The organism is Flavobacterium sp. GCM10022190 (assembly GCF_042656445.1).
Classification (GTDB): Bacteria; Bacteroidota; Bacteroidia; order Flavobacteriales; family Flavobacteriaceae; genus Flavobacterium; species Flavobacterium nitratireducens.
This window is the reverse complement of record NZ_JBHSOQ010000001.1, coordinates 136,947-162,953: the sequence shown is the minus strand read 5'-3', so window position 1 is coordinate 162,953 and position 26,007 is coordinate 136,947. Positions and strand designations below refer to the sequence as shown.

The 26,007-nt window shown below is 32.8% G+C and carries 23 protein-coding genes; 21 read left to right on the top strand and 2 right to left on the bottom strand.

The window, feature by feature from the left end; translation table 11 throughout:
- The 15 genes from ruvA to ACFPTQ_RS00685 all read left to right on the top strand — a co-directional run bounded on the left by ruvA (position 1) and on the right by ACFPTQ_RS00685 (position 17,501).
- On the top strand, positions 1-582 hold the full coding sequence (gene ruvA, locus ACFPTQ_RS00755) for a Holliday junction branch migration protein RuvA (protein ID WP_379772635.1): 582 nt from the start codon (positions 1-3) through the stop codon (positions 580-582).
- A 20-nt stretch (positions 583-602) separates the two neighbouring features.
- On the top strand, positions 603-7,826 hold the full coding sequence (gene sprA, locus ACFPTQ_RS00750; RefSeq protein ID WP_379772632.1) for a cell surface protein SprA: 7,224 nt from the start codon (positions 603-605) through the stop codon (positions 7,824-7,826).
- 83 nt (positions 7,827-7,909) lie between these two features.
- Positions 7,910-8,290, top strand: a complete 381-nt coding sequence (gene gcvH / locus ACFPTQ_RS00745; RefSeq protein WP_379772630.1) for a glycine cleavage system protein GcvH — start codon at positions 7,910-7,912, stop codon at positions 8,288-8,290.
- Entirely contained in the window at positions 8,283-8,672 is a 390-nt protein-coding gene (locus tag ACFPTQ_RS00740; protein WP_379772626.1) for a VanZ family protein, read from the top strand. The genes gcvH and ACFPTQ_RS00740 overlap by 8 nt, the downstream gene beginning before the upstream one ends.
- 136 nt (positions 8,673-8,808) lie before the next feature.
- Positions 8,809-9,552: a deoxyribose-phosphate aldolase gene (deoC, locus tag ACFPTQ_RS00735; RefSeq protein ID WP_379772624.1), complete on the top strand. Its 744-nt coding sequence runs from the start codon at positions 8,809-8,811 to the stop codon at positions 9,550-9,552.
- A 3-nt stretch (positions 9,553-9,555) separates the two neighbouring features.
- Positions 9,556-11,676, top strand: a complete 2,121-nt coding sequence (locus ACFPTQ_RS00730; RefSeq protein WP_379772621.1) for a gliding motility protein RemB — start codon at positions 9,556-9,558, stop codon at positions 11,674-11,676.
- 68 nt (positions 11,677-11,744) lie between these two features.
- On the top strand, positions 11,745-12,194 hold the full coding sequence (locus ACFPTQ_RS00725) for a hypothetical protein (RefSeq protein WP_379772619.1): 450 nt from the start codon (positions 11,745-11,747) through the stop codon (positions 12,192-12,194).
- Positions 12,195-12,398: 204 nt separating this feature from the next.
- Entirely contained in the window at positions 12,399-13,301 is a 903-nt protein-coding gene (cyoE, locus tag ACFPTQ_RS00720) for a heme o synthase (protein WP_379772617.1), read from the top strand.
- Between the two features lie 2 nt (positions 13,302-13,303).
- Entirely contained in the window at positions 13,304-13,891 is a 588-nt protein-coding gene (locus ACFPTQ_RS00715) for a cytochrome c oxidase subunit 3 (RefSeq protein WP_379772614.1), read from the top strand.
- Positions 13,892-13,933: 42 nt separating this feature from the next.
- A complete protein-coding gene (locus tag ACFPTQ_RS00710) occupies positions 13,934-14,908 on the top strand; it encodes a cytochrome c oxidase subunit 3 (protein ID WP_278034815.1) in 975 nt (324 codons plus the stop codon).
- A gap of 19 nt (positions 14,909-14,927) precedes the next feature.
- Entirely contained in the window at positions 14,928-15,278 is a 351-nt protein-coding gene (locus ACFPTQ_RS00705; RefSeq protein ID WP_379772611.1) for a cytochrome C oxidase subunit IV family protein, read from the top strand.
- Positions 15,279-15,356: 78 nt separating this feature from the next.
- Complete coding sequence (locus ACFPTQ_RS00700) at positions 15,357-15,992, top strand: hypothetical protein (RefSeq protein WP_379772609.1); 636 nt, start codon at positions 15,357-15,359, stop codon at positions 15,990-15,992.
- Positions 15,993-16,009: 17 nt separating this feature from the next.
- The gene (locus ACFPTQ_RS00695) at positions 16,010-16,696 is read left to right on the top strand and encodes an SCO family protein (RefSeq protein ID WP_379772607.1); all 687 of its coding nucleotides are present in this window, start codon (positions 16,010-16,012) and stop codon (positions 16,694-16,696) included.
- Between the two features lie 3 nt (positions 16,697-16,699).
- The gene (locus ACFPTQ_RS00690; protein ID WP_379772605.1) at positions 16,700-17,239 is read left to right on the top strand and encodes a DUF420 domain-containing protein; all 540 of its coding nucleotides are present in this window, start codon (positions 16,700-16,702) and stop codon (positions 17,237-17,239) included.
- Between the two features lie 49 nt (positions 17,240-17,288).
- Positions 17,289-17,501, top strand: coding sequence for a hypothetical protein (locus tag ACFPTQ_RS00685; RefSeq protein ID WP_278034820.1), 213 nt, complete (start codon positions 17,289-17,291; stop codon positions 17,499-17,501).
- Position 17,502: 1 nt separating this feature from the next.
- On the opposite strand, the gene ACFPTQ_RS00680 is transcribed toward ACFPTQ_RS00685, so the two are convergent.
- Entirely contained in the window at positions 17,503-18,909 is a 1,407-nt protein-coding gene (locus tag ACFPTQ_RS00680) for a DUF4403 family protein (protein WP_379772603.1), read from the bottom strand.
- 177 nt (positions 18,910-19,086) lie between these two features.
- Here ACFPTQ_RS00680 and ACFPTQ_RS00675 point away from each other — a divergent pair, with 177 nt between their 5' ends.
- From ACFPTQ_RS00675 to tsaB, 3 genes are all read left to right on the top strand, one after another.
- Positions 19,087-20,460: a TolC family protein gene (locus ACFPTQ_RS00675; RefSeq protein WP_379772600.1), complete on the top strand. Its 1,374-nt coding sequence runs from the start codon at positions 19,087-19,089 to the stop codon at positions 20,458-20,460.
- A gap of 6 nt (positions 20,461-20,466) precedes the next feature.
- The gene (locus tag ACFPTQ_RS00670; protein ID WP_379772597.1) at positions 20,467-21,762 is read left to right on the top strand and encodes an efflux RND transporter periplasmic adaptor subunit; all 1,296 of its coding nucleotides are present in this window, start codon (positions 20,467-20,469) and stop codon (positions 21,760-21,762) included.
- Positions 21,763-21,826: 64 nt separating this feature from the next.
- Entirely contained in the window at positions 21,827-22,495 is a 669-nt protein-coding gene (gene tsaB, locus ACFPTQ_RS00665) for a tRNA (adenosine(37)-N6)-threonylcarbamoyltransferase complex dimerization subunit type 1 TsaB (protein WP_379772595.1), read from the top strand.
- A gap of 123 nt (positions 22,496-22,618) precedes the next feature.
- Here the strand turns inward: tsaB and ACFPTQ_RS00660 are convergent, their stop codons facing one another.
- A complete protein-coding gene (locus tag ACFPTQ_RS00660) occupies positions 22,619-23,518 on the bottom strand; it encodes a NifU family protein (protein ID WP_379772592.1) in 900 nt (299 codons plus the stop codon).
- A gap of 146 nt (positions 23,519-23,664) precedes the next feature.
- Here ACFPTQ_RS00660 and ACFPTQ_RS00655 point away from each other — a divergent pair, with 146 nt between their 5' ends.
- The 3 genes from ACFPTQ_RS00655 (at position 23,665) to ACFPTQ_RS00645 (ending at position 25,981) form a co-directional block, all read left to right on the top strand.
- A complete protein-coding gene (locus ACFPTQ_RS00655; protein ID WP_379772590.1) occupies positions 23,665-24,663 on the top strand; it encodes a type IX secretion system membrane protein PorP/SprF in 999 nt (332 codons plus the stop codon).
- A 15-nt stretch (positions 24,664-24,678) separates the two neighbouring features.
- On the top strand, positions 24,679-25,194 hold the full coding sequence (locus tag ACFPTQ_RS00650) for a gamma carbonic anhydrase family protein (protein WP_379772587.1): 516 nt from the start codon (positions 24,679-24,681) through the stop codon (positions 25,192-25,194).
- A gap of 220 nt (positions 25,195-25,414) precedes the next feature.
- Positions 25,415-25,981 carry an RNA polymerase sigma factor gene (locus ACFPTQ_RS00645; protein WP_379772584.1) on the top strand — a complete coding sequence of 189 codons (567 nt, stop codon included), beginning with the start codon at positions 25,415-25,417 and terminating at the stop codon, positions 25,979-25,981.
- Positions 25,982-26,007 lie beyond the last annotated feature (26 nt).

Genomic DNA, 26,007 nt, shown 5'->3' with positions numbered 1-26,007 from the left:
ATGATTGCACATTTACAGGGGAAATTAGTTGAAAAACAGCCAACACATTTGGTCATAGATTGTGGTGGTGTGGGTTATGAGGTTCATATTTCATTGCATACCTTTTCGTTGCTCCCTAATTCTGATTTTATTAAAGTGTTCACCTATCTTCAAATAAAAGAAGATGCGCATACTATTTTTGGTTTTATGGAAAAATCAGAAAGAGAAATTTTTAAGTTGTTACTTTCCGTTTCAGGTATTGGAGCAGGCATTGCTAGAACCATGTTGTCTTCGTTAGACCCTAAACAAATTACTAATGCCATCGCTTCAGGAGATGTCGCAACTATTCAATCTATTAAAGGGATTGGAGGTAAAACCGCACAACGTGTCATTTTAGATTTAAAAGAAAAAGTATTGAAATTGTTTGATTTAGATGAAGTTTCGGTGTCACAAAGCAATACAAATCGAGATGAAGCGTTATCTGCATTAGAAGTTTTAGGTTTTGTTAAAAAAACCTCTGAAAAGGTAATTGATAAGATTGTCAAAGAAAATCCTGATGCAACTGTTGAAACAATTATTAAACAAGCACTAAAAAGCTTATAAAAGCAAAGCAAAACTATTGTATGCATAAAATTTGTATTCTTTGGGCAGCTTTATTATGCAGTATGTTGTCTTTAGCTCAAGTGAATCCCACGGCTCAGGATACTACTAAATCTGGATATTCATTAGGAAAAGTTCAATTGAAAAATCCTAAGAGTATCCTTTCGGCCTATACTTATGATCCAAAAACAGATAAGTATATTTATACTCATTCGGTTGATGGATTTTCAATTAAGTATCCGCTTATTTTAACACCAGCAGAGTACGAGAATTTGGTTTTGAAAGAATCTATGAAGGATTATTTCAAGAAAAAATCGAATGCTATTGATGGTAAGAAGAAAGGAAGCGAAGCAGATAAAAAAGATTTGTTACCAAGATATTATGTGAATTCGGGTTTATTTGAATCGATTTTTGGTAGTAATACCATTGATGTGAAACCCACCGGTTCAGTTGAAATGGATATTGGGGTAAGATATACTAAACAAGATAACCCTTCTTTTTCCCCTAGAAATAGATCGAATCTTGCCTTTGATTTTGACCAAAGGATTAGTATGAGCTTAATGGGTAAAGTAGGTACTCGATTAAATGTAAATGCTAATTATGATACACAATCAACATTTGCTTTTCAAAACTTATTAAAATTAGAATATTCACCTACTGAAGATGATATTATCCAAAAGATTGAAGTAGGTAATGTAAGTATGCCTCTTAATAGTTCTTTGATTAGAGGTGCTCAAAGTTTGTTTGGGGTAAAAGCCCAACTTCAGTTTGGTAAAACTACTGTCACAGGAGTCTATTCTGAGCAAAAATCGCAAACCAAATCCGTAGTTTCTCAAGGTGGAGGAACCATTCAAGATTTTGATGTTTTTGCATTGGACTATGATAATGATAGACACTTCTTTTTATCCCAATATTTTAGAAATCGTTACGATGCAGCTTTAAAAAATTATCCTTTTATTGATAGTAGGGTTCAAATTACCCGAATTGAAGTTTGGGTAACTAATAAACAAACAAGACTTAATACCACGGCTAATAATTTAAGAAACGTAATCGCAATTCAGGATTTAGGGGAAGCACAGCTTTCAGGATTAAATGACAACGAAGTGGTGGTTTTAAATCCTTCCACAGGAATGTTTACTGCAGCTCCTGATTCACCTTCGGATAATGCGAATAATAGATTTAATCCAGCAAAAATTGGACTGGCTGATGGCTATTTAACATCCTCAATACGCGAAATGGCGACTGCTAATGCTGGTTTTAAAGTGTCGGTAAGTGAAGGTCAGGATTATTCTAAATTAGAGAATGCCCGTAAATTAACGACTAATGAATTTACTTATCATCCGCAATTAGGATATATTTCTTTACAACAACGATTATCTAATGATGAAATTTTGGCTGTTGCTTATGAATATACAATAGGTGATCAGGTTTATCAAGTGGGAGAGTTTGGTAATGATGGAGTGGATGCGACTTTGGTTACCGGTACACCTCAGAGTACACAGGCAGTAGTTACCCAAAGTTTGATTTTGAAAATGTTGAAAAGTAATTTGACCAATGTTTCTAATCCTGTGTGGAATTTGATGATGAAGAATATTTATCAAATCCCTGGTGCTTACCAAATCAAACAAGAAGATTTCAGATTTAATATCCTTTACACCGATCCTTCACCATTAAATTATATCACACCCGTTAATGGAAATCCTTTTCCCGTAAACGCTTCTCCAGAAGATAAAGTGGCCGAAACACCATTGTTGAATGTGTTTAATTTGGATAAATTAAATTATAATAATGACCGTCAACTTGGGGGTGATGGTTTTTTTGATTTTGTGTCGGGATTAACTATGGATGTTCAAAATGGTAGAATCATCTTTACAACTAAGGAACCTTTTGGTGAATTGTTATTCCGAAAATTATCCAATAATGCGGGTGAGGATTACAATAATACGGCTACCTATAATCCAAATCAAAGCAAGTATGTGTTTAGTGCTATGTACCGAAAAACACAGGCAAAGGCATTAGAAGATAGTGATAAAAATAAATTCTTATTAAGAGGTAAATACAAATCTTCCAGTGGTGATGGAATACCTATCGGAGCTTTTAATGTACCTCAAGGTTCAGTAGTGGTAACTGCTGGTGGGAGAGTTTTAGTAGAAGGGGTTGATTATAGTGTGAATTATCAATTGGGTAGGGTTCAAATTTTAGATCCTTCTTTGCAAGCTTCGAATACTCCTATTAATGTTTCTCTTGAAAATAATTCCATATTTGGTCAACAAACTCGAAGATTTATGGGAGTGAATGTAGAACATAAATTTTCGGATAATTTTACTTTAGGAGGAACTTTTTTAAAAATGACAGAGAGACCCTTTACTCAAAAATCGAGCTATGGTCAGGAATCTGTAAATAATACCATTTTTGGTTTTAATACTAATTTCTCAACGGAGGTTCCTTTTTTTACAAGGCTGGTAAACATGCTTCCTAATGTAGATACCGATGTGCCTTCTAATTTATCCGTTCGTGGAGAAATTGCATTTTTACGACCTAATGCTTCAAAAATAGATCAATTTCAAGGAGAGTCAACATTGTATGTAGATGACTTTGAGGGTTCACAATCTACAATTGATATGCGTTCTGCCTATGCTTGGTCATTAGCTTCTACACCTGAAAATAATACAAATAGCTCTTTTAATTTTAATGCTTCTGCAAATGATTTGACGTATGGATATAAAAGAGCCAAATTAGCTTGGTATACCATTGATCCAATTTTTTATGTTCAGCGACCTTCAGGTGTTTCAAATGACGATCTTTCGTTAAATTCAACCAGAAGGGTGTTTAGTCAAGAATTGTATCCCCTTACGGATATTGCTCAGGGGCAAACACAGGTAATCAATACATTGGATTTAACTTATTTTCCTTCTGAAAGAGGTCCTTATAATAACAATTCAAATTTTGCTTTGACGCCAAAAGAAAATTATGGAGGAATTATGCGTTCCTTAAATTCAACCAATTTTGAACAAGGAAATGTCGAGTATATTCAGTTGTGGGTTTTAGATCCTTATGTGGGTAATGGAAAAGCCCAAGGAACTAACACGGGTAAAATCTATTTTAACTTAGGGGAGATTTCAGAAGATATTTTAAAAGACGGAAGAAAACAGTTTGAAAATGGTTTGGGTCCGGATCAAGTTTTAGTTAATCCTAGACCGGTTTGGGGAGATGTTCCAGCTTCTCAATCGTTAATATATGCATTTGATACAAACAGTAATAATAGAAAAAATCAAGATGTCGGTTTAGATGGATTAACTAATAATGATGAGGCAGCTGTATATGCTAATTTTGCTGGAGAAGCTGACCCTGCTGCAGATGATTATACCTATTATTTGAATACATCTGGCGGAATTAAAGAGCGATACAAGAATTACAATGGAGTAGATGGTAATTCGGCAGTAGATATAAATGATCCTAATCGTGGTTCTTCGACGGTACCAGATGTTGAAGATATTAACAGGGATAATACCATGAATACTATTAATGCGTATTATGAATACAGCATTGATATCAAGCCGGGGATGCAAGTAGGGGAAAATTATGTTACCGATATTCGACAAACAACGGTTCCTTTACCTAATGGAGAAGTTACCGATGCCCGATGGGTACAATTTAAAATTCCAGTATCACAACCAGAAAATGTAATAGGTAATATCAGTGATTTTAGATCGATTCGTTTTATGCGTATGTTCATGACGGGATTTGAAGAGGAAGTAACTGTGCGTTTTGGTGCTTTAGATTTAGTTCGTGGGGATTGGAGAAGGTATACCAATACCTTAGATCCTACTGATACTAACGTTGATAATGACAATACAGAAATAGATATTACGGCAGTAAATATTCAAGAAAATGATAGTAGATGTCCTGTAAATTATATTACGCCTCCGGGTGTTACCAGAGAGCAGTTGTATAATAATAATACTTTGATTAATCAAAATGAGCAATCATTATCTTTAAGAGTGGCTGGTGATGGATTAGAAATTGGAGATTCAAGAGCGGTTTTTAAAAATGTGAGCGTCGATATGCGTCAGTTTAAAAAACTGAAAATGTTTTTACATGCTGAATCTTTGCAAGGCGAAATTCCATTAACCGATGAACAAATGGTTGGTTTTATTCGTTTCGGGAATGATTTTACTCAGAATTTTTATCAAATTGAAATTCCTTTGAAAGTAACTCAAACTACCGAAGGAAAATGTCAGTATACTGCTGAGGAAGTATGGCCACAAGCCAATGAAATTGATTTGACTTTAGACTTGTTGACCAAGTTAAAAATCAAATCTATGAGTGTAGATGCTAGTACGCTGCCTTTGGAAGGTGTTTATTATTTAGATGATGATACAAGCGTTTCAGGAGCTCCAGAATTGCGTGATGGCGATAGTAAGTTAAAATTAGGTATAAAAGGAAATCCTAATTTTGGTATGGTGCGTACCTTGATGATTGGAGTAAAAAGTAACGAAACACATCAAAAAATTAAAGGTGAGGTTTGGTTCAATGAACTTCGTTTGGCTGAGATGGACAATCATGGAGGAATGGCCGCTGTTTTGAATGTTGATACAAATTTTGCCGATTTTGCCACTGTTTCTGCTACAGGGAAAATGAGTACGGTAGGTTTTGGAACTATTGAACAAGGACCAAATGAAAGAAGTAGAGAAGATATTCAACAGTATAATATTGTTACCAATATTAATTTAGGGAAACTGTTACCAAACAAATGGGGTGTTAATTTGCCTTTCAATTATAGTGTAGGTGAGGAAACTATTAAACCGGAATACGATCCTTTTAATCAAGATATCAAGTTAAAACAACTTTTAAGTGAAACGGATGATGCAGATGTTAGAGCTAATTTAAGAAATCGTGCTATTGATTATACGAAACGTACGAGCATCAACTTTATTGGGGTAAGAAAGCAAAGGGGAGCTGAACAAAAACCACATGTTTATGACCCAGAAAATTTTACTTTTTCGCAATCGTTCAACAAAGTAGAACGTCATGATTATGAAATTGAAGATTATTTGGACCAACAAGCTAGTACTTCAGTTGATTATGCGTATAGTTTTGATAACAAAGCAGTAGAGCCTTTCAAGAAAACTAAATTCATGAAAAAAAGTAGCTATTGGAAGTTGTTGAGTGATTTTAATTTTAATTACTTACCTTCTAATGTTACTTTTAATACCAATATTAACAGACAATACAATCGTCAACAATTTAGACAGGTGGATAATGTTCCTGGTTTAGAATTACAACCTTTGTACCGAAGAAATTTTGGATTTAATTATAACTATGGTTTCAATTTTAATTTGACTAAATCATTGAAGTTTAGTTATGCAGCAACCACTAATAATTTGGTTAAAAATTATTTGAATGATCTTGACCAACCCATAGAAGATTTTACAATTTGGGATAGCTATTGGGATATTGGCGATCCTAACCGTCATACACAACAGGTGGTTTTAAATTATGATCTTCCAATTAATAAAATACCATTATTTAGTTTTGTAAAAGCAAATTATTCTTATACAGGAGATTATAGCTGGCAAAAATCAGCAAATGCACTTTCGGAAATTATAGTTGATGGAGTTAATTATAATTTAGGAAATACAGTTCAAAATGCACGAACTAATGCCTTGAATGCGAGTTTCAATATGGAAACCTTGTATAAGTATTTAGGCTTGACTAAATCAAAAGCTCCTGTGAGAAGACCTCCAGCAGTAGCCCCTAAACCAGGACAGAAAATAGCTGCTGCGCCTAAACCGCAAGTGCAATCAAATGAATTTGTGGATGGATTGTTAGGAGTATTAACGAGTATTAAAAATGTTCAAATCAATTATACTGAAAATAGCGGAACTCTCTTACCTGGATATACGCCAAGTATAGGTTTCTTAGGTTCTTCAAGACCTTCATTAGGTTTTATTTTTGGAAGTCAAGATGATGTGCGTTATGAAGCGGCTAAAAATGGATGGTTGACTAATTACCAAGAGTTTAATCAAAATTATACTCAGGTAACCAATAAGGTGTTGCGAGCCACAGCTAACGTGGATTTATTTCCAGATTTCAAAATTGATTTAAATATGGATCGATCGTATTCGAATAATTTTTCAGAACAATATGATATTGCTTCTGATGGGACTTACAATTCGCGTTCACCCTATAATTATGGTATGTTCTCTATTTCGACTGTGTTGATTAAGACTGCTTTTTCTAAAAGTGATGAGTTTTCTTCAGTTGCTTTTGATGAATTTAGAAACAATCGTTTGATTATTGCTAATCGCTTAGCCGAAGATTATTATGGGGCAGGAAATCCAATTCCAAGATATGGTGATAGTGCTAATCCGATACCAGCTGATCCAATAGACCCAAACAATGATCCTGAACAAAAGAAAAGAGAGATATATACGAATAATCAAGGTTATCCAATAGGTTTTGGAAAAAACAGTCAATCGGTATTATTGCCAGCATTTGTAGCTGCTTATACAGGTTCGGATGCGACGAGTGTATCCAAAGGTATTTTTAGAAGTTTCCCAATTCCAAACTGGAATGTAAAATACAATGGCTTGATGCGTTATGAGGTATTCAAGAAAACGTTCCGACGTTTTTCTTTACAACACGCCTATAGAGCCTCTTATACCATCAATCAATTTAGATCTAATTTTGATTTTGACAAAGATCCCTCAGGAGTAGATGATAGTGGTAATTTTTATAATAAGACATTAATTTCTAATGTCAATTTGGTGGAGCAATTTAGCCCTTTAGTTCGATTGGATTTTGAGTTGAAAAATTCGCTAAAAGTGCTTACTGAGATTAAAAAAGACCGTGCTTTGTCCATGAGTTTTGATAATAACTTATTGACGGAAGTAAAAGGGGTTGAATACATAGTTGGTTTAGGATATCGTTTTAAAAATGTCGTTTTTTCGTCAAGATTGGCTGACAATCCAACAGGTGTTATTAAAGGGGATATTAATTTGAAAGCCGATTTGTCTTATCGTAACAATCAAACCATAGTTCGCTATTTGGATTACGATAACAATCAGTTGGGAGGAGGACAAAATTTATGGTCATTAAAAGTTACAGCTGATTATTCGTTTAGTAAAAACCTTACAGCTATTTTTTACTATGATCATTCTTTTTCTCAAGCGGTAATTTCAACTTCTTATCCGATTACTAATATTCGTTCAGGATTTACTCTTAGATATAATTTTGGTAATTAATTTCTAATTTAGAAGTAAAATTTAATTGGAAGATTGTTACATTTGCAAAAAAAATATATTTTATAGTACAAATACTTATTATTATGAGCATACCAGCAAATTTAAAATACACTAAAGACCACGAATGGGTAAATATAGAGGGCGATGTTGCTACTGTAGGAATCACACATTTTGCTCAAAAAGAGTTGGGCGATATCGTTTATGTTGAAGTGGAAACTTTAGATCAAACACTTGATAAAGATGAAGTTTTTGGTACTGTAGAAGCTGTAAAAACAGTTTCTGATTTGTTTTTACCATTATCTGGTGAAATTATCGAATTCAATACTGGTTTAGAAGACGCTCCAGAATTAGTGAATTCGGATCCTTATGGAGATGGATGGATGATTAAAGTTAAAATTTCTGATGCATCCGAAATCGATAGTTTGTTAAGTAGTCAAGCTTACAAAGAACTTATCGGTGCTTAAGAAAATTAGTTTAGGAGCTGCTGTTTTTTGGGCTGTCATTATTTTGTATTTCTGCCTAAAAAAAATAAGTGAGTTACCTGAAATTAAGATTTCTTACATTGATAAATACATACATGCTTTCTTTTATTTTGTATTTAGTGTTTTGTGGTTTTATTCCTTGCGTTTTTATTTAAAAACACAAAAAAGGACCAATCTTTTAGGGATAGTATTTATGATGTCGCTACTATTTGGATCGGCAATAGAATTATTTCAAACCTATTTTACAACTTACAGAAGTGGCGACTTAACCGATGTAATCGCTAATACAGCGGGATCTTTACTGGCGTTAATAGCTATTTGTTTATTAGATAAGAATGACTTTTTAAGTAAAATTGAGATATAATGAATCCCGCTTAGGCGGGATTTGTTATTTATGCCTGTTTTAGAATTGAAAAATCGGATAATCTAAAAATATTTCATTTAGGCTTTAGAATTTTAAATGTATTTTTGTGAATCAACTAAAGACAAAAAGCTAATTAATGGATATTAAATCGTTTATAGATTCCACTTATTTAAAGACAGCTGCTCAAGCTGGACTTGACGAGAATCAAAATCAAGAAGTTGTTAAGACATTTGTAAACGAAGCGATACAGGAAGGTTTTAAGTTGATAATGATTCGACCAGAAATGATTTCTTTAGCCAGAAAAATTGTTTTAGATACTTCGGCTAAGCTATTGATCGGAACCGTAATCGATTTTCCATCTGGAAATTCAACTATCGAAACTAAATTAGAAGAAGCCAGTCAAGCCATTACAGAGGGCGCCGATGAATTGGATTTTGTATGTAATTACGAAGCCTTCATAAATGGAGAAAATGATTTAGTGAAAAGCGAAATTTTAAAGGGATCTCAATTGGCATTAGCTAATAATAAAATCATCAAATGGATTATTGAAGTGGCTGCTTTGACGGACAAACAGATTATTCAATTATCGGCTTTGATAAAAAATGTAGTTTTGACTCATTTTTCAGAAGCGGATTATAATGCTGTTTTTGTCAAATCTAGTACTGGATTTTATAAAACGGCTAATAATGAACCTAATGGTGCTACCATCCAATCAATAATTATGATGTTAGAAAATGCTTCTCCTTTGCCAGTAAAAGCAGCAGGAGGTGTACGTACCTATGAAGATGCAGTAGCCATGATACAATTGGGTGTAAAAAGAATTGGAACTTCCTCGGCAAAAGAAATTGTCAATAGAAGGCATAATCAAAATGAATATTAAATAATGACCCTCATTCCTATGAATAAAGTTGGATTAATTTTATTGTTCTGTATTTCTGCTTTTGTTAGTAATGCGCAGACTGACAAGCCTTCATCGGCAGAACGATTTCCTGTATTTCCTAACTGTAGTAATTTGGAAGACAAAGTATTAGAAAGATGTTTTTATACAGAAGTACAAGAATTCATTTTTCAAAATTTTGTTGTTCCAGAATCATTGGTTCAAAATAAATTCAATGGAAATGTAAAAGTCCTTTTTGAAGTGGATGCCAATGGTGCTTTTAAAGTGATATATGTCAATGCAGTTGATGAAAAATTAATGACAGAAACTAAGCGGGTTTTTGCAAAGTTTCCAATAATTACCCCTGCTACATACAATGGTAAACCTACTTATTCTACTTATAATATAACAATTGCGATTCCTTTAAAAAGTTCAGCTACTTTAGAAGCTGAAAATTTAGCAAAAGCCGAGGTAATCAGGAATACAAATGAACCATTAACTGAATTGGATAGTATTGTGTATAAAAAATACAATAATCCAGAGTTTGAAAGCCACTTAAATATTCCATTCTCTCATAGTTATTATGCGCACTTTGATGCCGAAATGAATAAGGTGGGAAGTAATAATCATACGGCTTCAAAACCCTATAATTATTCGGAGGTAGCGCGTTATTTTAATTTTAAACAAGAAAATGAAAAATTAAAAAAGAAAGCCTCCGATTGGTGGTCGAAAAAATTGTGGAATGAGAATACTGTTGAAATTCGTGGTGAGGATTATTGGTTTACGCTGAATCCAGTTTTGGATTTACAAGTAGGAAGGGCATCTGGTGCTGCATCGGTAAATACTTTTGTGAATACCAGAGCAATTAACTTTAGAGGAGGATTGGGTGATAAACTTAATTTTTCAACTACTTTATTTGAAAGTCAAGGTCGATTTGCAGATTATTACAATCGTTATGCCGAGTCTATTTTGCCATCTGGCGGAAATCCTGCGATTATTCCCGGGATAGGTATTGCTAAAGGATTCAAATCAGATGCTTACGACTTTCCTTTGGCGGAAGCCAATATAACATTTGCACCTAATCAATTTATGGATATGCAATTAGGATATGGTAGAAATTTTATTGGGGATGGCTATCGTTCTTTGTTGGAAAGTGATGGTGCAAGTCCGTATCCGTATTTTAAGTTGAATACCAAATTTTGGAAAATAAAATACACCAATACTTTTATGTGGCTCAAAGATGTGCGTCCAGAAGTGACGGTGGATAAAACGTATGCTACTAAATTTATGGCAAATCATTACTTGAGTTGGAATGTCTCCAATCGATTGAATTTAGGATTCTTTGAATCTGTTGTTTGGACAAATAGCAACGACAGAGGATTTGATGCTAGTTTTGTAAATCCTATAATTTTTTATCGTGCCGTTGAGTTTGGTTCTTCTTCTAAGTCAGGAAATGCGCTTCTTGGTTTGACATTTAAATACAAATGGAATAACCAAATTAATTTTTACGGACAGTTTCTTTTAGATGAATTTTCGTTGAATGATATGAAGGAAGGTGATGGAAGTTGGAAAAACAAATATGGGTATCAAATAGGAGCGAAGTATTACAATGCCTTCAATGTACCTAATTTGTTAGTGCAATTGGAATACAATAGAGTACGACCTTATGTGTACTCGCATAGCGAACCTATCACAAATTATGGTCATAACAATCAAAGTTTAGGGCATCAGTGGGGTGCAAATTTTGGTGAATTTGTTGCCATTGCTCGTTACCATCAAGGTAGATGGTTTGCCGATATGAAAATAACCAGTGCTGTTAGAGGTTTTGATTTTGCTGCTTCGGGGGCTAATTCTAATTATGGAACGAATATTTACCGCGATTACGACTTGGAGCGTTTTGCTGATAAGAATGTGAAAGTAGGACAAGGAAATAAAACCAATTTCTTTATGACGGATGTTCAAGGTGGCTATTTGATTAATCCTTCGACGAATCTGAAATTGTTTGCGAGTTATATTTATAGAAATTTTAACCCAATGCAGAATACTCTAACTACGTTTAAAGAAAGTACCAATTGGTTCTCAATAGGAGTGCGTTCGGATATTTTTAACTGGTATTTTGATTATTGATTTTCAGATTTTCCTTGTTTTGTGTTATTAACTTTTAAATCAGCTAAATTTTATAATTAATTATAAAAATGAATAAAAATAGGTATTTCTTTATTCTCTTATTTGTGTTAATCTCAAGTGTTGGTTTTTCTCAAAAAGGATTTTATGTTCAAAAAGATTCTAGAATTAAAAAATATCAAAAAGATATGATACTTTTTTTAATTGAAGATAAATGGTTGGAAAAGAAAGAAACTGGTAAGATAGATGTTGATAATTATTCAGGGAGTATGGGTGTAGCAAAATATTTAGAAATTTTTCCCGTAGAACCCAATAGGGATAAAGTTTTACTAGTTCGGTTTTATTCTTTAGGTAGTCATGCTCTTTCTTATTGGGGTTTGCTTGAAAATAAGAGTAAATTTCTATTTTATTTTGATGAAAAGAATGTTAAGGAGTTAGAATGTTATTTGAAAAGATATGATGAAAGTACGAGTAAAATTATTTTGAGTACTTTAAAAATATGCGATGGTTTTAATAAATAGTTTAAATGGAGAGTTTTTTACACTTAACTGTTTAACTAAAAATAAATTTTAACGTTCTCAATTTGGTTAATTGGTTTTTTTGAAAATTTTGTTTTGAAAAAACTTAAATTTTTCTTCAACAATATTTTATGATTAGTTTTTTGTCAATTCCCTTTCGATGCCTTACTTTTGCAGCAGTTTTACAAAAACCTAATAGAAAAGGCATTGAGCGCAACCACAAATACATTTTCCCTTAAAGCAATTTTTACCGATTTTAAAGAAATCACCAAAGCTGGATTAGCTATTAGTGTGTTGTTTTCTTCTATTGCGGGTTATCTTTTGGGTTTCAATGATTCGCAACCTTTTCAATGGTCTGTTTTATTGATGTTGTGTGTAGGCGGCTATTGCATGGTAGGGGCTTCTAACGCCTTTAATCAGGTAATTGAAAAAGATTTAGATATTTTGATGGATCGTACAAAGAATCGTCCGGTTCCTTCAGGAAGAATGTCTTCGTCAATGGCAGTTTTTGTGGCGAGTTTGCTCACGATTATTGGGTTAGTGTTGTTATATATGATTAATCCTAAAACTGCGATGTTTGGGGCGATTTCTATTTTTTTATATACCTGTGTTTATACTCCTCTTAAAACAATAACCTCTTTGTCGGTATTTGTGGGGGCTTTTCCAGGTGCTATACCCTTTATGTTAGGTTGGGTAGCTGCTACGGGTGATTTTGGTATTGAGGCAGGAACCTTGTTTTTAATTCAGTTTTTCTGGCAATTCCCCCATTTCTGGGCTATTGGTTGGTTTTTGTATGACGACTATGCTAAGGCTGGTTTTTATATGTTGCCTACAGGGAAAAAAGATAACGGAACGGCTTTGCAGGTTATTTTGTATACAGTTTGGTTAATTATAGCTTCATTATTACCTTGTTTAGGCTATACGGGAAAATTATTTATCTCGGAAGTTGCTGCCGTTGTTGTTTTTTTATTGGGACTTTGGATGTTGTATTATGCAGTACAGCTATATAAAATTAAAACAGCCAAAGCAGCTCGTACATTAATGTTAGTAAGTGTGTCTTATATTTCATTATTACAATTAGTATATATAATTGATAAATTTTTAAGATAATTATGGGTGTTACTTTTACAGCAGAAGAGCAAAAAATAAGAAGTGCAAGGTCGTCTAAGATGATTTTGTTGTTTGCTATGGTGAGTATGTTTATGATGTTTGCCGGTTTAACTAGTGCTTTTATTGTGAGTAAGTCAAGAGTAGACTGGTTGAAAGATTTTCAGTTGCCAACCGCTTTTTATGTTAGTACAGCTTTAATTGTGGCTTGTAGTGTTACTTTTCATTTGGCAAAAAAAGCAATTCAAAAAGACAATCGTAGTCTAACAACGATAATGTTATTAGCGACATTGTTATTAGGAGTGTTGTTTGTTGTTTCGCAATTTGAAGGTTTTGGGCAGATAATAGCTAGTGGATATTATATGACAGGACAAGGGAGTTCGATTACGGTAACTTTCTTATATATTATTGCTTTTATGCACTTATTGCACTTGGCTGGAGGCATAATTTCTCTTTTAATTATAATTTATAATCATTTTAAACAAAAATACAATTCGACTCAAACTCTTGGTATAGAACTAGGTGCAATGTATTGGCACTTTCTGGATTTACTATGGGTTTTATTATTTTTATTTATATATTTCTTTAAATAAGAAAAAAACGTAAATTTGGGAACTTTTTAACGAATAACTTTTATGGAAGCGACAGTTACTACTGCAAATAACGAAGAAACAACTTGGGGAGGCGGCAATGAGCCAATGGGAGCAAGTTATGGTAAAATGATGATGTGGTTCTTTATCATGTCTGATGCCTTGACTTTTTCTGGATTCTTAGCAGCTTACGGTTTTTCAAGATTTAAATTTATTGAAACTTGGCCATTGGCCGATGAAGTGTTTACTCACTTCCCATTTATGCACGGAGTAACTGCTCCTATGTATTATGTGGCATTTATGACTTTTATTTTGATTTTTTCATCTGTAACAATGGTATTAGCTGTTGACGCAGGTCACCAAATGAAGAAAAATAAAGTGATAATCTACATGTTTTTAACTATTATTGGTGGTTTGATTTTCGTTGGTTCTCAAGCTTGGGAGTGGAAAAACTTCATTAAAGGAGAGTACGGAGCTATTGAAACTAAAGGTGGAAGTATTTTACAATTTGTTAATAAAGAAGGAAAACAAATTGCGCTTGCTGATTTTGCTGTAAAGTTGCCAGAAGAAAGAGAACAATTGTCAAGAAGTAAAGCTACTTGGTTTATGGAAGAGGCTACTTTGCCTACTTATTCAGTAGCTGAAGTTCAAGCTGGTTTCAAAGCACATCCAGATGTGTTAATAAGAACGGAAGTAATCAAAGACAAGCAAAAAACAATTCTTTCAAGAGCGGAGTCTGAAGCTAGATTAAAAGATGCTGCTTATGTTGTGGAAGGAGCTAACTTGGTAAGAAACGAGTACGGAAGTAAATTATTCGCTGATTTCTTTTTCTTTATTACAGGTTTCCACGGATTCCACGTATTTTCTGGAGTTATTATTAATATTATCATTTTCTTCAATGTGTTACTAGGAACATACGAGAAAAGAAAAAGTTATGAAATGGTAGAAAAAGTTGGATTGTACTGGCACTTTGTAGACTTAGTGTGGGTATTTGTATTTACAGTTTTCTATCTAGTTTAATTTTTTAAAGTTTTATATTATGGCACATGCACATGAATCAAATGCAGGTAGAATCTGGAAAGTATTTGCAATTTTATCAGTAGTTACAATTATAGAGGTAATATTAGGGATTTACAAACCAGATGCTTTACACCGAGGGTATTTACTTGGTATGAGTTTGTTAAATTGGATATTTTATGCACTTACAATTTTTAAGGCATATTATATTGTTTGGGCATTTATGCACTTAGAAGGTGAAAAATCTAGTCTTAAATGGTCTATCGTTTTACCTATTATTTTTCTTGTCTTATACTTACTTTTCATTCTGTTGACTGAAGGGGATTATATTTATGGGGTTTTTAAAGATTCAACTATTAAATGGAATTTTTAACACTATATTAATTCAAAAAAAGGGCACGCTATTGCGTGCCTTTTTTTATTTTTGCACTTAATAAATGTACTTCCCCAGATGAAAAAAAATATAGTTCTATTTGTTCTTTTTATCTTACCCATTGTTGCCTATTTGTTTTTTGCCTCTGGTGTAAATAGTTTTATAAAACTTCCAACAATTACTCCTAAAATTGCCGATATAGGGAATTGGACCTCTTTAAATGGTGAAAAGGTTACTTTAGATAAAAAAATTACCATTTTAGGGTTTTCGGGTACACAGCTATTAAAAAATCGAGGAAATCTTTTTAATCTAAATGAAAAAATATATCAGCGTTATCATGGATTTAAAGATTTGCAATTTGTTATGATTTGTCCTCTTGGGACAGAAAAGGATGTTAAAAGTATTATGGATGCTTTTGATGATTTTACGGATGTTTCACATTGGTATTTTGTTTTTACTACGCCAGATGAAATTAAAAGCTATTATAATCAATTGCATTTAGTTAATAAGTTAGATGCTAATTACGGTACTTCTAATGTTTTTATCATTGATAAAGAGCGAAATTTAAGAGGGCGAAAAGATAAGAAAGAATATAAAGAAGGTTATGACACTTTTCATCCTTCGGAATTAAGTAATGAAATGCTTGATGATTTTAAAATCATTTTGTATGAATATCGTGCCGCTCTTAAAAAAAATAATAATGCTACTAAGTAATTGTAAATAGTTTAGTTATGATAAAAAATAAATCCTTTATTGGAATTGCCTTTATTATCCTGATTTTTGGAATTTATGCTGTTCCAAAAATTGTTTCCAGAATTCAAAATAGCGATGTTGTAAAAGGCGATCGTTTGGATAAAGTTTCTTCATCTTCTAGAGCTGAAGATGGTTTAGTTAAAATAGGACCAGCTCCTAAATTTGAATTAACTAATCAGGATGGAAAGAAAATCAATAACGACTCTTATAAGGGGAAAGTGTATGTTTTGGAATTTTTCTTCACCACTTGTCCGTCTATTTGTCCAAAAATGAACCAAAGTATGTTGACTTTGGAGAAAAAATTCTTTGGGAATCCAAATTTTGGAATTGTTTCAATAACCATTGACCCTGTAAATGATACTCCTGCAGTCTTAAAATCCCATGCAGAGTTGTTAGGTGTGAAATCATCTAACTGGAATTTTTTAACAGGTGACAGGCAAACTATTTTTGATTTGGCTAATAAAGGATATAATTTATATGCTGGAGAAAATAGTAAAGTAAACGGTGGATTTGAGCATTCTGGAATGTTTGCTCTAATTGATAAAAACGGAAACATTCGTTGTAGAAAAGATGAGTTTGGTAATCCTATTTTATATTACGATGGATTAGAAAAAGCGGGTGTTAGAGATATACAACAAGATATAAGTATTTTATTAGCAGAATAGATCATGGAAAAACAAAATGTAGAAACAAAATATAATAAGTGGATTGTAGTTTTATCTGTTGCTATTCCTTTGGTAGTAGCATTACTTTTTGGAGTTAATTTACGAAAACTAGGTTATGATGTTGAGCCTCTTTCTTTTTTACCTCCTATCTACACAACTATTAATGGGATCACAGCTGTTTTGTTAGTATTGGCAGTTGTAGCGATTAAAAAGGGAAAAGTAACATTACACGAAAACCTTATGAAAACGGCTATTGCTTGTTCGGTAACTTTTTTAGGGATGTATGTGGCATATCATATGACTTCAGATTCTACTAAATTTGGAGGTGAAGGAATCATCAAATATGTCTATTATTTTATACTTATTACGCACATTATTCTTTCGGTAATAATTATCCCTTTAGTATTGATTACCTATGTTAGAGCTTTAGCACAAGTATTTGATAAGCACAAAAAAATAGCAAAAATTACATTTCCAATTTGGTTATATGTGGCTGTAACAGGTGTGATTGTTTATTTAATGATTGCTCCTTATTATGTGTAAAGAAATACAAAATCTCAATTTTAAAATTCCAAATTCCAAGACTAAGAAGATGTTTTTTGGAATTTGTTTTTTGTTTTTTGGAATTTCAACTTATGCACAATGCGCCATGTGTCGTGCGGCATTAAATAATGATGCGAATGTAGAGCAAGCTAAAGCAGTAAATGACGGTATCGTTTTTTTGATGGCTGTTCCTTATCTATTGGTTGCTATTGTAGGTTATTTTATTTATAAAATGAGAAAATCCAAAACAAAAGTAGATTAGTTTATTCTAAACCATCTACTGCGATGTTGATTTCGCCATTTACTTTTATGAAGGCAATAATTGCGTTTTGACTTAATTCAATTTTCTGGAATTGAATATCGTCCATTTTTCCGTTTATGAAAACTCCAGTCATAGGTGAATAATTGTTTAGGTAACTAAGCATTGTTTTTTTGCCTTCCTCTAGGTTAGGTTTGATGGAGTAACGGCAATTATGTTGGATTTTTTTCAAAATTAAACCTTGTGCTAGCCAGTTAGCGGTGCGTAATAATTTATTTTTGGTGTCCAATACATAATCTAACTCGTCAAAATAGATTTCTTTTTTCTCTGGATTGTATTTTGGAAATCCTGCTAAATAGATGGTTGCGTTTAAAGAACCTGTTAAATCAAGAGCAATAACCATTTTGCCACTTTTGTGCCATATATTGACATCCTGTACTGTTACTTTTTTAGACCCAGATGTAAATTCTTGACCAGCAAAATTCTTCTTCATAATTCTGGATGCGTCCTGATAACTGGAAACTGCTACAATATTGGCATTTACTTGACTTGGAATTTTGTTTACTGTTTTTAAAGCTATTTTGTTAGCGTCAAATTTCGTTTCGGGTACCTGCCCGATAATTGTTTCCATATTGCATTTTATTCCCATTTGAAGAAAGAAGGAATCGTTTTTTAAATGTGAGCTTGTCGTGTATATTTCTTGAGGGACAATTCGTAACCAGCTTTCATAGGCTTCATTCATTTGAAATGGAGTACAAATTTTTTCTAAGACAGCAAATACATTCGGTTTAAAATCGGTTGCTTTTTCGATAGCTTCGTCAATTTTTTTCTGAATTTTAGCTTTGAATAATTTTATGGAAGGATTGATTAAATAAGTAACAGGCATGTTTTTACCAAAAACGGTCATCGTAGGACTTTCGTTCCAGTCTAATCCGATTAGTTCTGTTTCGGTTTTAAGTCTCCAGTTGTTTAAATTTACTTTACTATTTAGGGTTACAATTCCGTTTAGATGAAATTCTTTGGTGTTATAGAGATTTACGCCCATTGTTTTGGTACCAATTCTATATTTTATGGTCGCTTTTAAAGGGAGAATAGTTGTGATTTTTTCAGCATTGGTTTCTTTGCTATTTTTTATAGTGATAGGTGCTAATTTCCATATCTTCATTTCGATATCATCATCTTCAATGTCATTGTCTTCGTAAATCAAACCATTTAAATAACTATTGGTTTTGTTTTCAATGTCTTTAAGTTTTACATTGATAGGTAAGCTAATAAAAGAAGGGACATTTTGATATATAATTGGGCTGGCATCGTCTGGTTCTGGTTTTAAAGTGGCCAGTTTGTGCGATGTAGAACAGCTTAGTAGACATAGAAAAGCGAAAGTTAGTAAAGAGAGGGCTATTTTTTTCATTTAGGTTTATTTGATAGTGTAAATTTAGGAAAAGCATTGAATTTTTATATTTGAAAATGTAAAAGTTAAATTATGCATGTACTTTTTTTAAGATATAAATGTTTGTTACTATGTGAGATTTCTAACTATAAAAAAGCTATTTTTGTGTAGTAACTTTACTTCATTTATTCGATTGATATGAATCTAGCCAAATATGGTAGTTTGCTACTTTTGTTTTTTCTTAGTTTTTACTCCAACGGACAAACAAAAAAATGGTCATTAGAAGAGTGTGTAAAATATGCTCTTGATCATAATATATCCATTCGTCAATCGGAGTTGGATATTCAAAATGCAGCAATTGATAAAAAAGATGCTTTTGGTAATTTTTTGCCTTCCATTTCAGCTTCAGCTTCTCATTCCTGGAATATTGGTTTGAATCAGGATATTACTACTGGACTTTTAAAAAATCAAACAACTCAATTTACTTCAGCTGGAGCTAATATTGGAATTGATATTTATAAAGGTTTACAAAATTTGAATACCTTAAGAAGAACTACACTTTCGGTTTTGGCTTCGAAATATCAGCTGCAAAAAATGAAAGAAGATATCGCCTTGAATGTGGCTAATGCTTTTTTGCAAGTTTTATTTAATAAGGAAAATTTAAAAGTTCAAAATGAGCAATTGGTTATCGATAAAAAACAATTGAATAGAACGGAAGAATTAGTCAATGCAGGTAATTTGCCCAAAGGTGATTTATTAGATGTTAAAGCGACCATAGCTTCGGATAATCAAAAAGTAATTGCTGCCGAAAATGCATTGTTGATCGCTAAATTAAGTCTTGCCCAGCTGTTACAATTGGACAGTTTTGAAAACTTTGATGTAGATGACGCCAGTACTTTTCAAATGGATCAAAATATATTGGGGCAAACACCAATATCTATCTATGAGAAAGCAAAACTAGAACGCGTGGAACTAAAAATTGCGCAGACGAATCTAGAAATTGCGCAAAAAAATGTTCTGATTGCTAAAGGTACTTATCAGCCTACTTTGAGAGGCTTTTATAATTTTAATAGTCGTGTTTCTTATGCCGATGTTGCTTTAAGAGATCCTACTACTGGTGCGGTTATTGGAACGCAAGCGCCACCTAAGTTTTTTGATCAGTTTAGTGATAATAAAGGACAGTCCTTTGGTGCTCAATTGAATATTCCCATCTTTAGTGGTTTTGCTACTCGAAATAATGTAGAACGTTCCAAGGTGAATTTTGAGAAATCAAAAATTGTTTTAGAACAACAGGAATTGGATTTACAACGCAATGTATATACAGCTTTTACCGATGCTAGAGGAGCTTTGAAAGCCTATGAATCGGCAATTGAAGCTTTGGATGCTAGAACGCAATCTTACAATTATTCGAAAGATAAATTTGAAGTTGGTTTAATGAATGCCTTCGAATTGAGTCAATCGCAAACCTTACTTTCTACAGCACAATCAGAAGTGTTGAGAACCAAATACGATTATATTTTTAAAACAAAAATATTGGAATTCTATTTTGGAATTCCTATCATAAAAAATTAAAACCTTATGTCAAAAAAGAATATTTATATCCTAGTTGCTGTTTTTGTTGTTGTAATAGGAGTGTTGCTTTACTTAGGTAAAAAAGGGATTCTAGGTAATAAAACGGATGCAAAAGAAATTGAAATAGCCAAGATAGTTCCAATGACCATTGTGGAAACGGTTTCGGCGACTGGTAAAATCCAACCGGAAATTGAAGTTAAGATAGCTTCGATGGTTTCGGGAGAAATTATTGCTTTGCCAGTCAAAGAAGGTCAGGTTGTTAAAAAAGGAGACTTGCTAGTAAAAATCAATCCTGATTTGTATTTGTCAAGCTTGAATAGAACGGTAGCAGGATTATCGGGGTCAAAAGCAGGCTTAACCCAAAGTGAAGCACAGTTCAAAGAAGCAAAATCAAGTTATGAACGAAATAAGGTTTTGTTTGAAAAAGGTATAATTTCCAAATCAGATTGGGATAAATCAGTTGCTTCGTTTGAGGTAGCTAAAGCGACGCGTCAATCTGCTTATTATAGTGTTCAGAGTGCTTCTGCTTCGGTTAATGAAGCAAAAGATAATTTAGGGAGAACCTCTATTTATGCTCCTGCCGATGGTACTATCTCGGTATTAAATGTTGAGTTGGGTGAGAGAGTATTGGGTACACAGCAAATGGCAGGAACCGAATTAATGCGTGTAGCCAATTTGAATAATATGGAAGTGGAAGTAGATGTCAACGAAAATGATATTGTAAAAATCAAAGAAGGTGACTTGGCTGATGTAGAAGTAGATGCATATTTGAAGAAGAAATTCAAAGGAGTAGTAACAAGTATTTCTAATTCGGCTAGTTCTACCTTAACAGCTGATCAAGTAACTAATTTTAAAGTAAAGGTTCGAATAGTAAAAGAATCTTATCAGGATTTATTAGTGGGTAAACCCGCAACCTATTCTCCATTTAGACCAGGAATGACAGCCACAGTGGATATTATTACAAAAACAAAAAGAAATGTTTTGGCTGTGCCTATTAGTGCAGTTGTAGTTAAGTCAGATACGACAGCAGTTTCTATCTCGGATAAAAAAATACCCGATCCGAAAGAAGATAAAAATGTAGTTCCTAAAAATGAGAAAAAATTAGAATGTGTTTTCTTAAAAGTAGGTGACAAAGCTAAAATTAAAATTATAAAAACAGGTATTCAAGACGATACTAATATTGAGGTTTTAAGTGGTGTTAAAAATGGAGATGTAGTGATTACTGGGCCTTATACAACAGTGAGTAAAGAGTTGAATTCTGGTGATATGGTAAAACTCAAATCCAAAGAATCGGAGAAATAAATTTCAAGATTATCGCCGCTTTGTTTGATTTTTTTCTGAATTTTGTCAAATAAAACAAATACCATTGAATTATATACTTAACATAGAAACAGCAACTAAACAATGTTCGGTTTCGATTGCTAAAGAAGGAAAAACGATTGTTTGCAAAGAAGTAGCCGAAGAAGGATATTCTCATGCGGAGCGCTTGCATGTATTTATTGAAGATTGTGTAAAAGAAGCCGGAATTAGTTATAAAGATTTAGCTGCTATTGCGGTTAGTCAAGGACCAGGCTCCTATACAGGACTTCGAATAGGTGTTTCTGCGGCAAAAGGTTTGTGTTATGCATTAGGAATTCCACTTATTGCTGTTGATACTTTAAAAGCCTTGGCTGCTCAAGTAAAGGTTACTTCAGGTGTGATTGTTCCAATGTTGGATGCTAGGCGAATGGAAGTGTACAGTGCCGTTTTTGCTTCAAATTTAGAATCTCTAAGAGCTATTCAAGCAGAAATAATTACCGAAGATTCTTTTCAGGAATTAGAGGGGAATGTTTATTTCGTTGGCGATTGTGCTGCAAAATGCAAAGAAGTGTTGACTAAAACTAATTTTGTTTTTTTAGAAAATGTTGTTTATCCATCTGCTAAAGAGATGAGTGCTTTTAGCTATGAAAAATTCTTAAATAATGATTTTGTTGACCTGGCTTATTTTGAACCTTATTATTTAAAGGATTTTATAATTACTGCATCGAAGAAATAAATGCTATAACACCAACTTGTCATTCCGACGAAGGAGGAATCTCATCAAGCTGCTCACACAACAGAGATTCCTCCTTCGTCGGAATGACAAACTAAAATATTGGTTTATCTTTGATTATAGCTTTTAAGCATTAATAGCTTCCACTTGGATTTTTTCATCGTTCAACATACTCTTCAGCATGTTTTCGATTCCTGATTTTAAAGTAAAAGTAGAAGATGGACATCCGCTACAAGCTCCTTGAAGAATTACTTTTACCACTTTGCTTTCTTCGTCAAAGGATTCAAAAGCGATGTTTCCACCATCGGCTGCTACGGCTGGTTTTACATATTCTTCTAAGATATTGATAATTTGTTGCGAAGTAACATCTAATTTGTCAAATGCTTCGTTTTTAATTTGTTCTTGTTTCTCAGCATTAGCAACAACAGTTTCATCTAATACAATTCCGCCATTTTCAATGTATTGTTTGATGAAAGTTCTTAATTCTAAGGTGATTTCGTCCCAGCTGTTCAAATCGTATTTGGTTACTGAAATATAATTTTCATCAATGAATATTTCTTTCACGTACGGGAATTTGAATAATTCTTTAGCTAAAGGAGAAGAAGCTGTTTCGTCAATGTTTTTGTATTCAACCGCATTTTTAGTTAACATTCGGCTCACTACAAATTTTAAAGCTGAAGGGTTAGGAGTCGTTTCGCCGTATACAGTGATTGGTTGTTTTTTGGGTTTGTTTTCATCAAGATTAATGATTACACCTCCATTATTAACATATTCTTCTATTTGCTCTGCTACTGCATCTTTTACATCATTCCAATCAACAATGCTAAAACGTTCTATCGCAATGAAATTTCCAGAAATGTAAACGGTTTTTACAAAAGGTAAATAGAATAGTTGTTGAGCAAGGGGAGAAGCTTTCGCTTCGTCAATGTTTTTAAATTCAAAACTTTCATTTTTAGTGATGAAATCTTCAAATTCAAATTTTAATATCGTAGGGTTTTGTGTTTCTTTAACAGTTATTTTTGCCATGATTGTTGTAAATTTTTACAAATTTAGTAAAGTTATTTTCTATGATTAACTATATTTGAATTATTAATGAATAAATTAACTTAACTTTAGTTTTTGGACAAAGTTTCTTTCAATTTATACTATTTAACTGGATTAATATTTTTTAAATGTATACTAAAATAAAGTACTTTTTAATCTGTTTTTTTATAGGATTGTATTCTTATTCACAAGAAGGAATTCCGGTATATTCAGATTATCTTTCTGATAATTATTATCTGTTACATCCTTCAATGGCGGGGGCTTCAAACTGTTCAAAACTTCGTTTGACGGCTCGTAAACAATGGTTTGATCAGGAAGATGCGCCCTCTTTACAAACCTTAAGTTATAATGGAAGAATTAGTGAAAAAGCAGGTGGAGGAATTATTCTTTTTAATGATAAAAATGGTTATCATTCACAAAAAGGAGTAAAGTTTACTTATGCCTATCATTTGATGTTTTCTAGAGATGAAATTGATTTGAATCAATTGTCTTTTGGTATTAGCGGAGGTTTGATTCAGAGTCAATTAGATGAGACAGGATTTTTGCAATCGGGTGATTTTGATCCAGTAGTAGATGGTACAATTGTTCAAAAAGATTCCTATTTTAATGTAGATATTGGGATGTCTTACAATTATTTAGACTTTTATGTTCATGCTACAGTAAAAAATGCTATTGAAACACGTCGCGAAATTTATACAGGTTATGAAAGTGATAATTTGCGTAAATTGATATTAAGTTCAGGATATATTTTTGGGGATAAGAACCGAATTTTATGGGAGCCATCTATTATGTTTCAATATACTGATGTGACTACTGAAAAAGCCATAGATATCAATATGAAAGCTTACAAGAATATGGATTTTGGTACATTATGGGGTGGTTTGTCATATCGTACTAGTTTTGATGGAGCTGAATTTAATAATGGAAATGGAACTTCTAAACAAAGATATCAATCGGTATCGCCAATTGTTGGGGTAAACTATAATAATTTTATGTTTGCTTACACGTATTCTCATTTGGGTGGTGATGTGAAGTTTGGTACAGGTGGTTTTCACCAAATTACCTTAGGAATTAATCTATTTTGCAAGCGTGAAAAATACGAATGTAATTGTCCTGCCATCAATTAATTTTTCTGAAAGTCTATGTTGATCAAATCAGTTAACGGAAAAACACCTATAATCCCAGAAGATTGTTATGTGGCTGAGAATGCTACTATTGTTGGCGATGTTATTTTTGGTGATTCATGCAGTGTTTGGTTTAATGCTGTAATACGAGGAGATGTTAATTACATAAAAATAGGCAACAAAGTTAATGTTCAGGACGGTGCAGTTATTCATTGTACTTATCAAAAATACCCAACAATAATTGGCGATAATGTTTCTATAGGGCACAATGCCATTGTTCATGGTTGTGTAGTTCATGATAATGTTTTGATAGGAATGGGTGCGATTGTAATGGATAATTGTACTATAGAAAGTAATTCTATTATTGCTGCGGGTGCTGTAATTACTCAAAATACAGTTGTTACTTCAGGCTCTATTTGGGCGGGAGTTCCTGCCAAAAAAGTGAAAGATTTAGACCAATCAGATTTTGCAGGTGAGATTGAACGAATTGCTAATAATTATTTGAAATATTCCAGCTGGTTCAAAGAAGAATAAAAAGCTTAAAAAATAGTTAGAGCTATTCGTAAGTAAAGTATTGTGTTTAATTCCATCTTTTTCATGTTATTCAAATTATTTTTGAATTAGTTTTAGTCTTTAATGCTTGTTTTTTGTGCTGTTTTGGCATTTCAAGACTCTTTTTGAAAGTATACCTATTTAGCTTTTTTAATGAAAAATGCTTAATATTGCTTTTTGATCTTCAAGCTTTTTTTAATTCATGTCTGTTTATAGCAAATATGCTGATCATATTTTATTGAATCTTCTAATGGAAGATGATCAGTTAGCGTTTACAGAAATTTTCGAAAGATATTCAAGACTATTAGTAAATCATGCCTATAAAATACTGGGCAATCAGGATGAAGCAAATGATGTTGTGCAGGATGTTTTCCTATCAATATGGAATAAACGTTATGAATTGATCATTACGGGTTCCATTTCTTCCTATCTCTATACTGCAACTAAAAACCGGGTTTTAAATCGGATTGCTCATGAAAAAGTGGTTTCGCGTTATGCTGATTCTATTTCTGATTTTATCGAAAACGACTATGTTTTTGCGGATTCCAAATTAAGAGAAAAAGAATTAGAAGCGATAATTGCTAAAGAAATTTCATTGCTTCCAGAAAAAATGCGTGAAGTTTTTCTGCTTAGAAAAGTTGAAGAGCTTTCGTATGAAGAAATTGCTGCTAAATTAAATATCACCGATAGAACGGCAAAGCAGCAAGTTTATAACTCAGTTAAAATCCTTCGAAAAAAACTAAAATCATTATTGAATCTTTTTCTGTAGTTTTTTTTCTTTTTTTATTGTTGAGT

What these genes read in the sequence shown, in the direction of transcription:
- ruvA (WP_379772635.1), top strand. Translation starts at nt 1, where the DNA reads ATGATTGCACATTTACAGGGGAAATTAGTTGAAAAACAGCCAACACAT.
- deoC (WP_379772624.1), top strand. Translation starts at nt 8,809, where the DNA reads ATGGATATTAAATCGTTTATAGATTCCACTTATTTAAAGACAGCTGCT.
- gcvH (WP_379772630.1), top strand. Translation starts at nt 7,910, where the DNA reads ATGAGCATACCAGCAAATTTAAAATACACTAAAGACCACGAATGGGTA.
- ACFPTQ_RS00645 (WP_379772584.1), top strand. Translation starts at nt 25,415, where the DNA reads ATGTCTGTTTATAGCAAATATGCTGATCATATTTTATTGAATCTTCTA.
- ACFPTQ_RS00700 (WP_379772609.1), top strand. Translation starts at nt 15,357, where the DNA reads ATGAAAAAAAATATAGTTCTATTTGTTCTTTTTATCTTACCCATTGTT.
- ACFPTQ_RS00690 (WP_379772605.1), top strand. Translation starts at nt 16,700, where the DNA reads ATGGAAAAACAAAATGTAGAAACAAAATATAATAAGTGGATTGTAGTT.
- ACFPTQ_RS00650 (WP_379772587.1), top strand. Translation starts at nt 24,679, where the DNA reads ATGTTGATCAAATCAGTTAACGGAAAAACACCTATAATCCCAGAAGAT.
- ACFPTQ_RS00710 (WP_278034815.1), top strand. Translation starts at nt 13,934, where the DNA reads ATGGAAGCGACAGTTACTACTGCAAATAACGAAGAAACAACTTGGGGA.
- ACFPTQ_RS00725 (WP_379772619.1), top strand. Translation starts at nt 11,745, where the DNA reads ATGAATAAAAATAGGTATTTCTTTATTCTCTTATTTGTGTTAATCTCA.
- ACFPTQ_RS00695 (WP_379772607.1), top strand. Translation starts at nt 16,010, where the DNA reads ATGATAAAAAATAAATCCTTTATTGGAATTGCCTTTATTATCCTGATT.
- ACFPTQ_RS00675 (WP_379772600.1), top strand. Translation starts at nt 19,087, where the DNA reads ATGAATCTAGCCAAATATGGTAGTTTGCTACTTTTGTTTTTTCTTAGT.
- ACFPTQ_RS00730 (WP_379772621.1), top strand. Translation starts at nt 9,556, where the DNA reads ATGACCCTCATTCCTATGAATAAAGTTGGATTAATTTTATTGTTCTGT.
- sprA (WP_379772632.1), top strand. Translation starts at nt 603, where the DNA reads ATGCATAAAATTTGTATTCTTTGGGCAGCTTTATTATGCAGTATGTTG.
- ACFPTQ_RS00680 (WP_379772603.1), bottom strand. Translation starts at nt 18,909, where the DNA reads ATGAAAAAAATAGCCCTCTCTTTACTAACTTTCGCTTTTCTATGTCTA.
- ACFPTQ_RS00660 (WP_379772592.1), bottom strand. Translation starts at nt 23,518, where the DNA reads ATGGCAAAAATAACTGTTAAAGAAACACAAAACCCTACGATATTAAAA.
- ACFPTQ_RS00715 (WP_379772614.1), top strand. Translation starts at nt 13,304, where the DNA reads ATGGGTGTTACTTTTACAGCAGAAGAGCAAAAAATAAGAAGTGCAAGG.
- ACFPTQ_RS00655 (WP_379772590.1), top strand. Translation starts at nt 23,665, where the DNA reads ATGTATACTAAAATAAAGTACTTTTTAATCTGTTTTTTTATAGGATTG.
- ACFPTQ_RS00685 (WP_278034820.1), top strand. Translation starts at nt 17,289, where the DNA reads ATGTTTTTTGGAATTTGTTTTTTGTTTTTTGGAATTTCAACTTATGCA.
- ACFPTQ_RS00670 (WP_379772597.1), top strand. Translation starts at nt 20,467, where the DNA reads ATGTCAAAAAAGAATATTTATATCCTAGTTGCTGTTTTTGTTGTTGTA.
- ACFPTQ_RS00705 (WP_379772611.1), top strand. Translation starts at nt 14,928, where the DNA reads ATGGCACATGCACATGAATCAAATGCAGGTAGAATCTGGAAAGTATTT.